Source organism: Acetomicrobium flavidum (assembly GCF_900129645.1).
Taxonomy (GTDB): domain Bacteria; phylum Synergistota; class Synergistia; order Synergistales; family Acetomicrobiaceae; genus Acetomicrobium; species Acetomicrobium flavidum.
On the sequence record NZ_FSQZ01000001.1, the window covers coordinates 1,493,978 to 1,508,723 of the forward strand.

The following is a 14,746-nucleotide window of genomic DNA, read 5'->3' on the forward strand; positions in this document are numbered from 1 at the left end:
TTTTCTATGCTTGAAGACCTTTCTCAGTATATTTTGGACATAGCCGAGAACTCGGCCAAGGCTAAAGCCCGCCAGGTTCTCGTAGAGCTTAAAATTGACAACAGCAAGAAGTTAATAGTTTTACGTGTCTCGGATGATGGTTTCGGAATGGATGAAGATCTGTTGAAAAAGGTGGAAGATCCTTTCACTACCACTCGAAAGGAACGCAGGGTAGGTTTAGGGATTCCCTTTTTGAAACAGGCGGCCCTTGCATGTGAGGGTTTTTTTAAAATTACATCCGAAAGAGGGAAAGGCACCATTGTCGAAGCAGGATTCAGGAAGGATCATATTGATTGCCCACCCCTTGGAGACATAGCGTCTACGATCGCTACATTGATAATGGGGTGGCCTCAGTGCCGATGGATATTTCGTTATGAGGTCGATGATAGATCATTCACTTTAGATCTCGCAGACTTGTTGGGATATCTAGAAGACAGAGAACTGCTTAAGTCGCCAAAGGTTGTGTTGTGGATTAAAGAATATATTCAAGAAAATATAAGCTTGTTGCATGGGAAAGAGGGGGGCGATGGTATTGCCTAAGATCAGAAATCTGGAGGATCTCAGGAAACTGAAAGAAGAGGCTAAGGATCTTACTTCAGCACGGTCAGGCGGTAAGAAAAAGATAATAGTGGGGATGGGTACCTGTGGGATAGCAGCAGGTGCCAGAGAAGTATTGACTGCCATTTTAAACGAACTCGATAAGCGTGGGATTAAAGACGTAGCTGTCGAAACGACGGGTTGTATAGGTATGTGTCAGTACGAACCCCTTGTCGACATAATAAGGCCCGGGGAACCTAGAGTGACTTATGGCAACGTTAAACCTGAAGATGTGTCGCGCATTATCGCTGAGCACTTGATTAATGGCAACATCGTTTGGGAAAAAGTCATTGGAAGAACGGATTAGGGGGAGTTGATCATGGCTATATATCGTGCTCATGTATTGGTTTGTAGGGGAACTGGGTGCACTGCCAGCGGCGCACCGGGCGTCATGAAAGCCTTTAAGGAAGAGTTGGCCAAGAAAGGCTTGGACAGGGAAGTCATGTTGGTTGAGACCGGTTGTCATGGCATGTGCGAAATGGGTCCGGTTGTAGTGGTATATCCCGAAGGTGCCTTTTACTGCAGGGTTACTCCGGAAGATGTGCCCGAGATAGTGGAAGAGCATCTCTATAAGGGACGCATAGTGCAACGCCTTCTTTATACCGTGCCTGAGGACATGGAAAAGGTTCCTTATTACAAGGACATTCCTTTCTATAGTAAGCAGCATCGTATTGTATTGAGCAACTGCGGATATATAGATCCCGAGAAGATCGAAGAGTACATAGCTCGAGATGGCTATATGGCATTGGGCAAGGCGCTTCTTGAGATGACCCCTGAAGAAGTTCTCGAGGAAGTCAAAAAATCAGGTTTGAGAGGAAGAGGAGGGGCAGGTTTCCCGACTGGATTGAAATGGGAATTTGCCAAAAAGGCTTCCGGCGACAAGAAATATGTGATATGCAATGCCGACGAAGGAGACCCTGGTGCCTTCATGGACAGGTCCACTCTCGAGGGAGATCCACATTCCGTCATAGAGGGTATGACGATCGGGGCTTATGTCATAGGGGCTGACGAGGGATACATTTACTGCAGGGCCGAATATCCTCTTGCCATAAAGAGGCTGAAAATAGCTATCGCTCAAGCAGAAGAAATGGGGCTACTTGGCGACCATATAATGGGGACGAATTTTTCGTTCCATTTGCATCTGAAGGAAGGTGCGGGCGCATTCGTGTGCGGGGAAGAGACCGCCTTGATGGCGTCGATAGAGGGCAGACGCGGCATGCCTCGTCCAAGGCCGCCATTTCCGGCACAGCATGGCCTGTGGGGCAAGCCCACGAACATAAATAATGTCGAGACGTGGGCCAACGTTCCAAGGATTATATTGAACGGGGCAGATTGGTTTGCCTCCATGGGAACAGAAAAATCGAAGGGCACCAAGATCTTTGCCTTGACGGGTAAAATTACCAACACCGGCCTTATCGAAGTACCAATGGGAATCACGATCCGTGAAATAATATACGAGCTTGGTGGAGGGATATTGAACGGAAAGGAATTTAAGGCCGTTCAAATCGGTGGCCCATCGGGCGGCTGTCTTACCAAGGAGCATTTGGATCTGCCGATAGATTATGAATCCCTTACTGCTGCAGGCGCCATCATGGGCTCCGGTGGTTTGGTCGTAATGGATGAGGACACCTGCATGGTTGACGTTGCCAAGTTCTTCCTCGAATTCACTCAACGCGAATCTTGTGGAAAGTGCGTTCCCTGTAGAGAGGGCACTAAACAAATGTTGTTGATGCTGCAGAAGATATGTAACGGTGAAGGCACGATGGATGACTTGAGCAAATTGGAAGAGCTGGCCCATATGGTGAAGGAGACTTCGCTTTGCGGATTGGGACAGACTGCACCTAACCCGGTAATTACGACCATCCGTTACTTCCGAGACGAATATGTAGCTCACATAAAAGACAAGCGTTGTCCAGCGAAAATTTGTCCGGCATTGATCAAGTACGTAGTGGATCCCGAAAAATGTCGAAAGTGCGGCTTATGCGCCAGGAACTGCCCAGTTAAATGCATTAGCGGCGATCGACAGACGCCATATTTGATCAACCAAGAAAAATGCATCAAATGCGGGACTTGCATGCAAGTATGCCCATTTGGTGCAATCGGAAAAGTATAAGCCGGCGGAGGAGGATATTGGCATGAAAGAGATAACTTTGACCATAGATGGTAAGGTGTGCAAGGGAGTCCAGGGAGACACTATACTGGATGTGGCAAATAAAAACGACGTATATATACCGACGCTTTGTTATCAGAAGGGATTGACTCCCATAGGCGCCTGCAGGATGTGCGTGGTCCAGCTGGAGGGTAACCCCAAGATGTTGCCGTCATGCACCACTCCGGCTCAGGATGGCATGGTCGTTGTTACCAAGAACGAGAAGCTAAAGGATTATAGGCGTCAGATCCTCGAATTGCTGTTTGCCGGAAGAAATCACTTTTGTATGTATTGCTCACAAAGCGGCGACTGCGAATTGCAGAGATTGGCAATAGAGCATGAAATGGATTCAGTGAGGTTTCCATATCTTTATGAGGACTTTGAGGTGGATGCCACGGATCCCAATCTCATGATGGACCACAACAGGTGCGTTTTGTGTCAAAGATGCATAAGGACCTGTTCGGAGATCGTTGGAGCCCATACATTGGATCTAGAGCGCAGGGGTTGGCAGGCAAAGGTGATCGCTGATCTAGGAAAGAGGCTTCGAGAAAGCGATACCTGCGTCAACTGTGGGGCTTGTGCGCAATCTTGCCCCACGGGGACTATCACGATAAGGGAATTTGCCTATAGAGGACGGCGCAGTGAATGTGATGCCGTAGTAGAGAGCGTTTGCCCTCTGTGCGCAGTTGGCTGTAAGATAAAGACTTACGTACGTACGGGCAGCATCGTAAGGGTTGAAGGAACGGGCGTTGAGGAACCTGATGGCGGCCAGTTGTGTCATATGGGTCGTTGGTGGTTGCCGGAATCTACGGAAAGAGAACGGGTTACAGTTCCTTTGATCCGCGAAGGGGCCTCTTACCGGGAAGCTACATGGGAAGAAGCCCTTGCATTGGCTTCAGCAGAATTTAAGAAAGCTTACGATCAAGAGAAAGCTGGAGCTATCTTGTCGAGCCTATGTACCGACGAAGAGCTGACGCTTTTTTCGGCACTCTTCAGAAATGCATTGAAGATGAAGCATATCGACACCTTTGACGGCGATATAATTCGCGGATTTTTCAAGGGATTCATGCCCTTCAGGGAGCAGGGAGTACGACCATTCACTGCGGCACATCACATTCTGGATAGCGATCTCATAATTACCATGTTTGCCGATCCGCAGAAAGAGGCTCCCGTAGTGGCGAGCTATATTCGTGTAGCATGTCTTCACAGAAATGCGAAGTTGATGAATCTGTCTTACGGACCCTCTCCGTTCCCCGGTTTGGTTGATTTGGATATCCGATTACCCGAAGGGCAGGCTGTGCCCAAAGCCCTCTCCAACCTGGCCGAGATCATAGGCAAGATAAGCTTAGGGCCATCGGACATGGCCAGTTTTGGGGAATTTGAGGCTGGAGCTGGAAAGGCCCTATCTTCCTATCGGGAGTCAATCGAGGAAAGCGCCAGGGCCATGGGGCTAGATCCCAAGATTGCCGAAGAGGTTGCATTGATGTTGATATCAGCTAGAAGGCCAATTTTTATCATTGGGGGAAGGGCAACCAAGTCGCATGAATTGGTAACGGCTGCCTGCAACTTGGCGGTAGCATCCAAAGCCTTCTTTGAGGATGGGTTGGGAGTAGTGCCCCTGTTGGTTAGCGCAAATAGCCTTGGAGCCCGCAATACGGTAGTTAGCGAGAATCCTTGGCTTGGACGCGAGAGGCGAGATTTTCTATATGTTTTCTCCACGGCCATGGTGCCCGAAGAGGAGGAAATTTTAGCTGCTATTTCTGCGACGAGGTTCGTAGTCGTGCAGACGCCCTTTAAGGTAAGGCCATTGGTCAATTTGGCTGATATCCTTCTGCCGGCACCGGCCTGGTATGAGCGAAGCGGTCATTTCTGCACTATCGAAGGTGAACGCAGGAAGCTCAACACCATCGTTCCTCCAAAGGGAGAGATTAAAAGCCTTCACTACGTGATGGACGAATTCGCGAAGAAGTTGGGAGTTAAGTTAGAGAGGCCTGAGGTATCTCCTTGCGAGGAAATCTTTAAATCGCAACTACGGGCCAGCGAAGCGCGTATTGTTACTTTGTAAACAGTCTCACTGGGAGGTGAAATGTTCCATGGCCAAGGCAAAGGTGGCTACATTTTGGTTAGAAGCTTGTGCGGGATGTCATATGTCCTTTCTTGATTTAGATGAAAGGCTGATAGATTTGTTTCAAAATGTGGAAATACTCTTTTCACCCATCGTAGATGCAAAGGATATTCCGAATATAGATGTAGGAGTACTGTCCGGCGGGCTGGGCAATGTGGAAGAGGTAGAGCTGGCCAAAAAGATGAGGGAACGTTGCAAGTATTTGGTAGCTTGGGGTGACTGCGCAGTGTTTGGCGGTATTAACTGCATGCGCAACTTCATACCCAAGGATGTCGTCTTAAGAGAGGGATACATTGAAACTGCAAGCACAGTTAATCCTCAAGGCATTGTTCCAAGCGAAGACATTCCAGAATTGCTTCCGAGGGCATTGCCGATCGATTACGAAGTGAAAGTCGATGTCTATGTGCCTGGATGTCCCCCTGATGCTGATACGATTTACTACGTTTTCAAGGAGTTATTGGCTGGACGAGTTCCTAAGGTTCCCTCAGAAATGATGCGCTATGACTAGAATAAGGGGAGGAAATGGACATGACCGAGGTCTTTAAGCTGGAGATAAACCCTGTAACTAGGATAGAAGGACATGGAAAAATAACGGTTATGTTGGATGAGTCCGGGCATGTACGCGAGACGCGCTTTCACGTGACTCAATACCGTGGCTTTGAAGTCTTTACGCATGGAAGAGATTTCAGGGAGATGCCCGTAATCACCCCTAGGATTTGTGGGATTTGCCCTGTGTCTCACCACCTTGCCTCAGCAAAGGCGTGCGACGAGATTCTGGGGGTTACGATAACACCTGCAGCCCACAAGCTCCGCGAATTGATGCATATGGGACAAATTGTACAATCTCACGCCCTAAGCTTCTTTCATCTGTCCAGCCCGGATATTCTATTGGGTTTCGATGCGCCCGTTAAGATAAGAAATGTTGCTGGGTTGGTAGATCGTTACCCTGAGCTTGCAAAGAAGGGCATCATGCTCCGCAAGTTTGGGCAGGAAATAATAAAAACCCTGGGTGGCAAGAAGATACATCCTTGGCATAGCATTCCAGGAGGGGTCAACAGAAGCTTGACTCCCCAAGAGCGGGATGCCATAGCTGCTCAGCTTCCCGAAATGAAATCCATCGCTATGGAAGCCATCAAGTTGATCAAGGATTATCTGCAAGAAGGTGGCGAAGAATTAAAGGAATTTGCTACGCTGGATACGGCCTATATGGGGTTAGTCCGTGACGGATACCTGGAACTTTATGACGGTGAAGTACGCATTAAGGCTCCAAGGGGCAGGATTTTGGATCAATTTGATCCGAAGGATTATCTGGACCATATCGGCGAACATGTAGAACCTTGGAGCTATTTGAAGTTTCCCTTCTATAAGGCTCTGGGCTTCCCTCATGGGTCTTACAGGGTTGGGCCGCTTGCCCGGTTGAACGCGGCTGATGCCGTGAGCACTCCGGAAGCGTCAAAGGAGTTCGCCCTTTACAAGGAGATGGGTGAGGACGGCATAGTGCCTTATACCTTGTATTATCACTATGCTAGATTAATAGAAGCACTTTACGGTTTGGAGCGCATAGAGCAGCTGCTGGCCGATCCTGATATCACCTCAAGCGACCTTCGCGTTACATCTAAAGAAATAAATCCCGAAGGCATCGGCGTGATAGAAGCTCCAAGGGGAACATTGATTCACCATTATCAGGTCAACGAAAGCGGCGTCATTACAAAGGTGAACCTCATTGTCGCTACCGGTCATAATAATTTTGCCATGAATAAAGGCGTAGAGATGGTCGCAAAGAAATACATTACAGGCACAAATGTCCCGGAGGGCGTTTTTAACAGACTGGAGCACGTCATTCGTGCTTATGATCCCTGTTTATCGTGTTCTACCCATGCCGTAGGGAAGATGCCTTTGAAATTGGAGTTAGTCGGACCCACGGGCGAAATATTAAAGGAAGTCACGAGGGACTAAAGCCTAATGAACGTGATCGTGTTGGGTTACGGGAATCCCTTTAGAACGGACGACGGGGTAGGGCCTGTCGGAGCAGAAGCGATAGTACAGTGGCTTGAAGATGAAGGACATGAAGTGACGACCTGGATAGGCCAACAACTTCTCCCAGAAGTCGTGTTGGAGCTGGAGGGAAAAGATCTGGCCATCTTCGTCGATGCTTCTGTGGAACAATATCCCGAAGGCTTTCGTATATGCGAGGTCCTGCCCTCTGCCGATCTAGATGGTTTGAACCTTCACACTTGCACGCCGGGGTGGATTATGCATTTGGCAATGCAAATGAATGTTAATGTGCCCAAGATGATCATGATAACTATTTCAGGTGCTAACTTCGATTTTGGAGACTCTTTAAGCAAGCTGTGTTTGGAAAGAATGAACAATGCACTGGAGAGCTTCAAAAAATACTTTGCACATATTTTTTAGCAAGCTTTATGTGCTATAATATAGCTACAAAAACCCTGCGGTGTTCGTGCTATGGCGAAGAGCCTTGAGCCAACACAACATCCGATCGAGGCTAACTCCTGTCCGGCTGAGGAGATCTTCGTGATCACCAAGGCTAAGGACGGGGAGGCCTCCACCACTAAGTGGGGATCGGGTCAAGGCCTTCTTGGCACGGCATTGCGGGGTTTTGTAGTATCTTTTTTTCGATATTATGGGAGTGAGCAACTTGTTTAATCTAGATGGTCCCTATTGGCATCCCGTAAATAAAAGTGCTTTTATACTCGACTGGGACGGCGTTTTGGCTGAAACTGATTTAGATTTTTCGCCCATTTACGAACGTTTTTTTGACGGAAAAAGGGTTATGATACTCGAGGAAGCTTCCAAACTCCCGGAAGCACGACGTGAATTAATTTACAAAGCTATATACGACATAGAGATGGAAGGCGCAAAAAGGGCTAGGCCCGTTAATGGATCGCTGGAGTTAATATCTTGGCTTGAAAGCCACAACATCCCCTGGGCTATAGTTAGCCGCAATACAAGACAGTGCGTTGAACTTGCCGCAAAAGTGGCATCTATAAAATTGCCATCTGTTGTGATTACGCGAGATGATGGTTTGCTTAAACCTGATCCTCGGGTTTTCTTGAAGGCCTCCGAAATGCTCGGTAAAACGCCTTTTGAGTGCGTGGCGGTTGGAGATTTTTTATATGATATTGTAGGAGCAAGGAGAGCCAGCATGAGGGCCATTCTTGTCAGAAGGGCCAACGAACCATGGAGAGAGTGGGCAGATATAGCGTGTAACGAAGTTTTCGAATTAGTGGATATATTGAAAAACCCCCTCCCTTTGGTGCCATGGGAATATCAGCCTGTAGTAAAACAAAGAGGGTTGCGTTGGCTAGAGAAAGCCTTCAGTTTGACCGTTAGATTGCCTAAGGAAGATTTTTTCGAGACTATCGTACGACTTGCAAGCTGGGGAATTGGCGGTTTCTCTGTTCCAGATGGTAAGCTCGAAGCGGATCTATGGAGAAGGTCTCCATTATTAGAGCCTAAATTTCTCTGGGAGCCATTGGATAAAGCGGTAGAGGGTTTTTTAAAAGCGCGTTTTCCCCTGGCTTGCGTGATAAAAGATGACGAAGCCAAGAATATCCTGGTCTTATCCGGCAATCCAGGACAAGACCTGACGCTTGTGGAGGAGCAGATTTCTTCATGAGTCAAGAGCAACAGGAGCTTTTTGAGGAATCGTTTGATTCAACGGGCAAAGCCAGCGGAGGCCGAGATCTTCGGAGTGTCTTTGAGATTCCTTTGCCTGAAAGGGTTCGCCCCACAAGCTTGGAGGAATTCGTAGGACAAAGCCACTTGTTGGGCGAGGGCAAGCCCTTAAGGCGATTACTGGAAGCCGGTCAGGTTCCAAACAGCATATTATATGGGCCTCCCGGAACGGGCAAGACTACGTTGGTAAGGGTCATGGCTAACGTTACAAAGAGAAAGTTGCTCGAGATCAACGCCGTAACTGCCAAGGTGTCACAACTTCGAGAAATTGTAGATTTGGCTAAAGGTATAAAGAGAAGCACTGGTCATTCGGCAATGGTCTTTATCGATGAGATCTATCATTTTAATAAACAACAGCAAAACGTTTTGCTTCCTGCCGTGGAAAGAGGCGATTTGATACTTGTTGGCACCACGACCGAAAATCCCTATTTTGAGATAAATAAAACTCTCCTTTCCCGTGCCATCGTATTTGAATTAAAACCCCTCACTGCGGAAGACCTCGAGCGCATCTTAAGAAGGGCCATATACGACAAGAAAAAAGGTCTTGGCATGTTTGACCTGAATGTCAGTGACGAGTTGATATCGTTTATCGCACAGACTGCAGGCGGAGATGCGAGACAAGCCCTTTTGCGCTTGGAAGCAGTCGTGCTTGCCTCTGTTGCAGTCGGAAAGGAAAAGATCGCCCTCGAAGACGCGAGACAGCTTGCACCCAAGTCCCTACAAAGGTATGATAGGGCAGCAGATCAGCACTACGATGTTATATCGGCTTTTATAAAAAGTATGCGAGGCTCAGATCCCGATGCCGCCGTCTACTGGCTTGCAAGAATGTTGGCAGGCGGCGAGGATGTCAGGTTTATAGCTAGGAGGATGTTGATATTTGCTTCTGAAGATGTTGGGTTGGCGGATCCCTTTGCCCTCGTTCTTGCAGAGGCCGCTGCAGGCGCGGTGGATCATGTCGGCTTGCCCGAGGGACGGATTATATTATCCCAATGTGCCATTTATCTTGCCTGTGCCGAAAAAAGCAACAGCGCCTACAGGGCAATCGATCTGGCACTTGAGGAATTGAATAAGGGAAATGTCCAAGAGGTGCCGTTGCATTTGAAATCTCACGGTGAAGGGTATGTATATCCTCATGATGACCCGCGACATTGGGTTCCACAAAAATATATGAATTCCTCCAAACGTTTTTATTTTCCTGGCAATCAAGGTCACGAGAGGATTATCGTGGAGAGGTTGCAAGGCCTCTGGAAGAGGTTCTCACAAAAAGACGACGTGGATCGTGGATAGGCATATTTATTCTTTAAGTCAATCTCAGCAGTAATCTGGTTTTATACGCAACTATTCCGAGATATTCTCTCAATGCAATGCTATTAATTTGAAAGTCCGATGCCTTTGGCAAAAAGTCCATTAAAGATAGCGGTACGAGATCTCTTGATTCTCCCACGGGGTACGGATACCAATTGATTTCTGGAGCCATCTCCTTGGCGGTCATGATCGCCCTGAACATATGATAACCGTGTGTTACGAGTATGGCATCTTTGACGCCAAGGGATTTCAGAATCGGGATTGTATTTTTTATGTTCTCCCACGTCGTCCTGGATTGTGCTTCTTCATAAATCGTTATATTAGGAAAAAGTCTTCTTGCCTTGTTGGCCATTGCAACTGCCTCCGGTATCTCGCCTGAATAAGAACCTCCGCAAACTATGATGGGCCAATTAAATTCAATAGACAATTCCAAAGCCCCGATCAGGCGCACAAGGCTATGGGGAGAGGGATCTAGTTTTGCCGGATCGATGCTTCGCCGTTGCCCTCCTCCTAGTACGACAACCACGGCGTTACCTTCGGGCAGTGACGGTTTGGTCGTATTTTCCAAAGGAGCCAATAACAATCTTGTCGTGAATGGTATGCTTATAAAATAAAAAAATAATGCTAATATACATAGATAAATAAAAAGCAAGGGTTTTCTTGGCCTTCTTAATGCCCAAAGGCAAGCGATGATGATTAGCGTTATAAATATTCCCGGAGGCGCCACGAAAGCGCCGGCTATTTTATAGATAGCAAAAAGCATGTCAAATTTAACCGGATTAGTTACTAAATTAGCTTGTTTAGATCAAACGCATCGCTTTTCAAAAAGGAAAGCAAATCGTCCCGAGCCCCTTCCAGATGTTTCTGGAGCAGTCGCGTTGCTTCTTCTTCGTCTCTTTCTAGGATGGCATCAATAATCTTTACATGTTCCATGGCGGACTCCTTTAGATTAACTCCCATTATCGAGTAGTGCCTGTAAAGCTGAATGAGGTCGAAAGTTTCCATCAAAAATTGGTTTAAGAAGCGGTTATCGCAGGACATGCGCAAAAAATAGTGAAAGGCTGTATCTTGCTCTAGAAATTCGTTTGAATCGGTATTCTCGTCTACCGATAAAAAATATTCCCTAAAGGAAAGGAGCTTTTCCTTAGGCGGATTTTTGCAGATGTTTCTTACTGCTATTGATTCCAATGCAATCCTAACTTCGTAAAGATCGTTAACGTCCTTTTCCGTCGGGAGTGTCACGAAAGCACCCTTTCTTGGGATGAGCTTTACGATGCCTGTCTGTGCTAATTGTCGTATGGCTTCTCTTATGGGGGTTCGGGACACGGCCAATGTTTGGGCCAGTTCAGTCTCGGATAACTTGTCTCCCGGCTTAATTATGCCCATTATTATTGCATCCCTTATTTTGTTATACACTATTTGTCTCAAATCGGTGCTCTCTGCCGGCGTTAAAGGATTATCTGCCATGAAATTGACCTCCTAGTTGTCGTGTTTTTCCACAAAGTATACTTAATCCTTGCCGCTTTGTAAATCACTGTTTGTAAACATTACTAAGGCATGTAACATGTAAAAACTATATAGCCTTTGTCAGCACGAAAACGGCTTTAGCCTCTACGCAGGTATTTCCATCTTCGTCTTGTATGAGTGCCGAAGTGTATGCCCTACGTTCTTCCTTTCTGTCCAAAAACCCACTGGCACTATAATGCCTCTGCAGCTGAACCGGCCTTTTGAAGGTGACGTTCATTTTTGCAGTTACATATGTTCTGTCATCAAGCGCTTTGATCGCCCAGGCCATGGCATCATCCAATATCGCTGCCAGAATTCCCCCGTGAACGATTCCTTCATAACCGCACCAGCTGCCGTCTGGAACGAATGATATGGATGTATGTTCGTCATCCTCATCCCAGCAGATATTAAGTTCAAGAGACCTGGAGTTTTCTTTTTTATCTCCGCAAACGAAACACGAAGGAGTTCCGGGTAAAACCTTTAGGCTCATGAATTGACCCCCATTTGGTTATAATGATTACAAATTGCATCAGGATATTAATCATTATAGCGCCAAGTTTAACACCAACACATAAGGCAGTTTTATACAGTTTCACTGATTTTGGCAGTATTTCTTGGCCCATTGTTGTATAATATCCTTCTGTTCGAACCGATGGGGTCGGACATAGACTGTTTTGGGAAGAAGGAATGAATTGCACCATGAACGATATTTCCAAGATACGCAATGTGGCCATTGTAGCTCACATTGACCACGGCAAGACAACCTTGTTGGACTCGGTATTTCGGGCGACCAGATTGTTCAGAGAAAATGCAAAAGTCGAAGAACGCATCATGGATAGCGACGAATTAGAGCGAGAACGCGGCATAACGATACGATCTAAGCATTGTTCTGTCCAATGGAACGGATACTTGATAAACATCATAGACACTCCCGGGCATGCGGATTTTTCAGGAGAGGTGGAACGCATTCTTTATATGGTCGATTCTGTTTTGCTTTTGGTAGACGCAAACGAGGGCCCAATGCCGCAGACCAGGTATGTATTGATGCGAGCACTAAAGGCAGGCCTTAAGCCCATAGTAGTGTTAAACAAGGTAGATAGGCCGAATGCGAACGTGCAGGAGGCGCTTAATGCGACCTTTGACCTGTTTTTGGAGCTCGGCGCCACCGATGAGCAGGCAGACTTTCCGGTTCTTTACGGTTCCGGTCTTGATGGATGGTTCGTTAAAGACCTTGAACATGACAAACGAGAAGGCATGGACGCTTTGTTTGAGACGATAATAAGTTATGTTCCTGCACCTGTTGGCGACATCCGAAAGCCGTTTCTCATGCAGGCCACAACGCTTACGTGGAACAATTACATAGGTCGCGTAGGGTGTGGAAGGATCCTTCAGGGGAAGATCAAAAAAGGCGACTTAATTGTAAGGACGAGCACTGCTTGGCTTGACAGAAATAAGGGAGAATGGAATGTAACCGGACAGGAGATCGCGAAGGTAAGCCATCTTTGGATGATGCAGGGGTTAAAGCCGGTTGAGGTTGATGAGGCATCGGCCGGAGACGTGGTTTGGATTTCAGGCCCGGAGGACATATTGATTGGAGATACCTTGTCTGCTGAGGAAAACTCTGATGTAGCACTTGCACCTTTGGACATAGAAGAACCAACGGTATCGATGTTTTTTCTGGTAAACAATGGGCCCTTTGCCGGCAAGGAGGGGAAACCCGTCACGTTAAGGCAGATAAAGGACAGGTTAATTCAGGAGGCAAGGGTCAACGTTGCCCTTAAGGTTGAGGACATCGGACGACCAGATGGCCTCAAGGTCTCGGGCAGAGGCGAGCTACACCTTGCAATCTTGATAGAGGAGATGCGCCGTGAGGGTATGGAATTTTGCGTCTCGCGGCCCGAGGTGATAACCAAGTACGATGAAGAACACAACCTGCTGGAACCCGTAGAGCAGCTGATCATAGATATTCCTGAAGAGTATCAAGGCGTTGTCATAGAAAAGATCTCAAGGAGAAAGGGCGAATTCGTGAGCGTTCAAAACTTGGGGACTGGTCTTTTGCGCCTCGAGTTCAACATCCCTACAAGAGGGCTCATAGGTTATCGCACAGAATTTTTGACTGATACCAGAGGTCTTGGAATAATGTCGTCCCGCTTCATAGGTTATGATCTTTGGCGAGGAGAGATAACGGGGCGAAACCGTGGATCTATGGTGAGCATGGATACTGGTGAAGCTACAAGCTATCAACTTGACAGCCTGCAGCATAGAGGTACACTGTTTATATCTCCAATGGACGAAGTTTACGAGGGCATGGTAATAGGCGAGCATTCTCGCCCAAATGACCTGCCCTGCAATCCAACGAAGAAGAAGCATGTGACCAATCATCGCTCCGCATCTAAGGATACACCCATCATCCTTGATGTTCCTAGGAAACTGACGTTAGATGCCGCACTTGAATGGATAGCCGAAGACGAGTTGGTCGAGGTTACTCCTCTTTCCGTGAGGGTGAGAAAGAGCATCCTACGTCAGGATGAGCGCAAGAAAGCCGCTAAAAAAGTTCTAGCTAACTGTTAAATACCGTTGGATATGTTTGGATAAAGCCGGGCAGATAATTTGTTAGATGTTTGGAGGCTATGTGCGTATGAAGGGTAAAATCAGTGCTTCCCTTCTTGCCCAGTATGCTTATTGTCCAAGGTCGGCATGGTATCGTGCGCACGGTATTGTGCCAAAGGGCAATGGAAGCAGCAAGCTTTTAAAAAAGGGGAAGAGGGCGCATAAGTTTTTTGGAATTTTTGAAAGATTTTACGGCTTATGGAGCTTGATATGGAGGGCCGCTTTTCTCGCACTGGTTGGAGGAATAGCGCTTTGGGTGTATCAAAGATTGAAATGATACTTTTAATGTTGGTGCTCTGCGGCATTGGGGTTTATGTTTGGTGGATGAGGGAGATTCCGATGAGCATAGACTCAAAAGTATGGAGCGGCAAGCTGTTTACGGGCAGGCCAGATGCAGTGATAAAAAAAGGCCCCCGGATCATACCGGTTGAGTTTAAGAGCGCCAATCACGAAGAACCTATGGAAAGTCATAAAGTACAGCTTTTGTGTTACTGTTTCCTTTTGGAAGAAAATGGTTATAACGTACCTTATGGAATATTACGATATCGAGGAAAAAAGTTCAAAATACATTGGAATAGCAAAGCAAAGCGATATTTAATGAAGATAGCCGAAGAAGCGATCCAGAGCCTCTCCAAGAATGAGCCTCCACTTCCTCTAGCGGAAAACGATAATAGATGTTATAAATGTCCTTATCGCTTTATCTGTAAACAATAAGA

At 47.0% G+C, this 14,746-nt stretch carries 16 protein-coding genes; 13 read left to right on the forward strand and 3 right to left on the reverse strand.

Features of this window, described 5'->3' with window-relative positions; translation table 11 throughout:
• The first annotated feature begins 6 nt into the window (after positions 1-6).
• From BUQ78_RS07455 to BUQ78_RS07495, 10 genes are read left to right on the forward strand one after another with little or no spacing between them, the layout of a single operon-like run.
• Entirely contained in the window at positions 7-579 is a 573-nt protein-coding gene (locus BUQ78_RS07455) for an ATP-binding protein (RefSeq protein ID WP_074199795.1), read from the forward strand.
• Positions 572-943, forward strand: a complete 372-nt coding sequence (locus BUQ78_RS07460; protein ID WP_041459810.1) for a (2Fe-2S) ferredoxin domain-containing protein — start codon at positions 572-574, stop codon at positions 941-943. Before BUQ78_RS07455 ends, BUQ78_RS07460 begins: the two co-directional genes overlap by 8 nt.
• A gap of 12 nt (positions 944-955) precedes the next feature.
• Entirely contained in the window at positions 956-2,749 is a 1,794-nt protein-coding gene (nuoF, locus tag BUQ78_RS07465) for an NADH-quinone oxidoreductase subunit NuoF (protein ID WP_014807496.1), read from the forward strand.
• Between the two features lie 22 nt (positions 2,750-2,771).
• Positions 2,772-4,850, forward strand: coding sequence for a 2Fe-2S iron-sulfur cluster-binding protein (locus tag BUQ78_RS07470; protein WP_014807495.1), 2,079 nt, complete (start codon positions 2,772-2,774; stop codon positions 4,848-4,850).
• 28 nt (positions 4,851-4,878) lie between these two features.
• Positions 4,879-5,418 (forward strand): NADH-quinone oxidoreductase subunit B family protein, encoded by a 540-nt coding sequence (locus tag BUQ78_RS07475; RefSeq protein WP_014807494.1) that lies wholly within the window; start codon positions 4,879-4,881, stop codon positions 5,416-5,418.
• A gap of 20 nt (positions 5,419-5,438) precedes the next feature.
• The gene (locus BUQ78_RS07480; protein WP_074199796.1) at positions 5,439-6,866 is read left to right on the forward strand and encodes a Ni/Fe hydrogenase subunit alpha; all 1,428 of its coding nucleotides are present in this window, start codon (positions 5,439-5,441) and stop codon (positions 6,864-6,866) included.
• A 6-nt stretch (positions 6,867-6,872) separates the two neighbouring features.
• On the forward strand, positions 6,873-7,325 hold the full coding sequence (locus tag BUQ78_RS07485) for a hydrogenase maturation protease (RefSeq protein WP_074199797.1): 453 nt from the start codon (positions 6,873-6,875) through the stop codon (positions 7,323-7,325).
• 51 nt (positions 7,326-7,376) lie between these two features.
• Positions 7,377-7,577, forward strand: coding sequence for a hypothetical protein (locus BUQ78_RS10000; RefSeq protein ID WP_143228355.1), 201 nt, complete (start codon positions 7,377-7,379; stop codon positions 7,575-7,577).
• The gene (locus tag BUQ78_RS07490) at positions 7,561-8,550 is read left to right on the forward strand and encodes an HAD family hydrolase (protein WP_404792106.1); all 990 of its coding nucleotides are present in this window, start codon (positions 7,561-7,563) and stop codon (positions 8,548-8,550) included. Before BUQ78_RS10000 ends, BUQ78_RS07490 begins: the two co-directional genes overlap by 17 nt.
• The gene (locus tag BUQ78_RS07495; protein WP_084532291.1) at positions 8,547-9,896 is read left to right on the forward strand and encodes a replication-associated recombination protein A; all 1,350 of its coding nucleotides are present in this window, start codon (positions 8,547-8,549) and stop codon (positions 9,894-9,896) included. The genes BUQ78_RS07490 and BUQ78_RS07495 overlap by 4 nt, the downstream gene beginning before the upstream one ends.
• Positions 9,897-9,909: 13 nt before the next feature.
• Here BUQ78_RS07495 and BUQ78_RS07500 read toward each other — a convergent pair whose 3' ends face one another.
• The 3 genes from BUQ78_RS07500 to BUQ78_RS07510 form a co-directional block, all read right to left on the reverse strand.
• Positions 9,910-10,440, reverse strand: a complete 531-nt coding sequence (locus BUQ78_RS07500; RefSeq protein ID WP_318259578.1) for a YdcF family protein — start codon at positions 10,438-10,440, stop codon at positions 9,910-9,912.
• 260 nt (positions 10,441-10,700) lie between these two features.
• Positions 10,701-11,381 (reverse strand): GntR family transcriptional regulator, encoded by a 681-nt coding sequence (locus BUQ78_RS07505; protein WP_014807488.1) that lies wholly within the window; start codon positions 11,379-11,381, stop codon positions 10,701-10,703.
• 106 nt (positions 11,382-11,487) lie between these two features.
• Entirely contained in the window at positions 11,488-11,910 is a 423-nt protein-coding gene (locus tag BUQ78_RS07510; RefSeq protein WP_074199798.1) for a PaaI family thioesterase, read from the reverse strand.
• Positions 11,911-12,119: 209 nt separating this feature from the next.
• Between BUQ78_RS07510 and typA the strand changes: the two genes are divergently transcribed.
• The 3 genes from typA (at position 12,120) to BUQ78_RS07525 (ending at position 14,744) form a co-directional block, all read left to right on the forward strand.
• Positions 12,120-13,991 carry a translational GTPase TypA gene (gene typA / locus BUQ78_RS07515; protein WP_074199799.1) on the forward strand — a complete coding sequence of 624 codons (1,872 nt, stop codon included), beginning with the start codon at positions 12,120-12,122 and terminating at the stop codon, positions 13,989-13,991.
• Between the two features lie 67 nt (positions 13,992-14,058).
• Positions 14,059-14,307, forward strand: a complete 249-nt coding sequence (locus BUQ78_RS07520) for a PD-(D/E)XK nuclease family protein (RefSeq protein ID WP_014807485.1) — start codon at positions 14,059-14,061, stop codon at positions 14,305-14,307.
• The gene (locus BUQ78_RS07525) at positions 14,283-14,744 is read left to right on the forward strand and encodes a CRISPR-associated protein Cas4 (protein WP_074199800.1); all 462 of its coding nucleotides are present in this window, start codon (positions 14,283-14,285) and stop codon (positions 14,742-14,744) included. Before BUQ78_RS07520 ends, BUQ78_RS07525 begins: the two co-directional genes overlap by 25 nt.
• Positions 14,745-14,746: the final 2 nt, after the last annotated feature.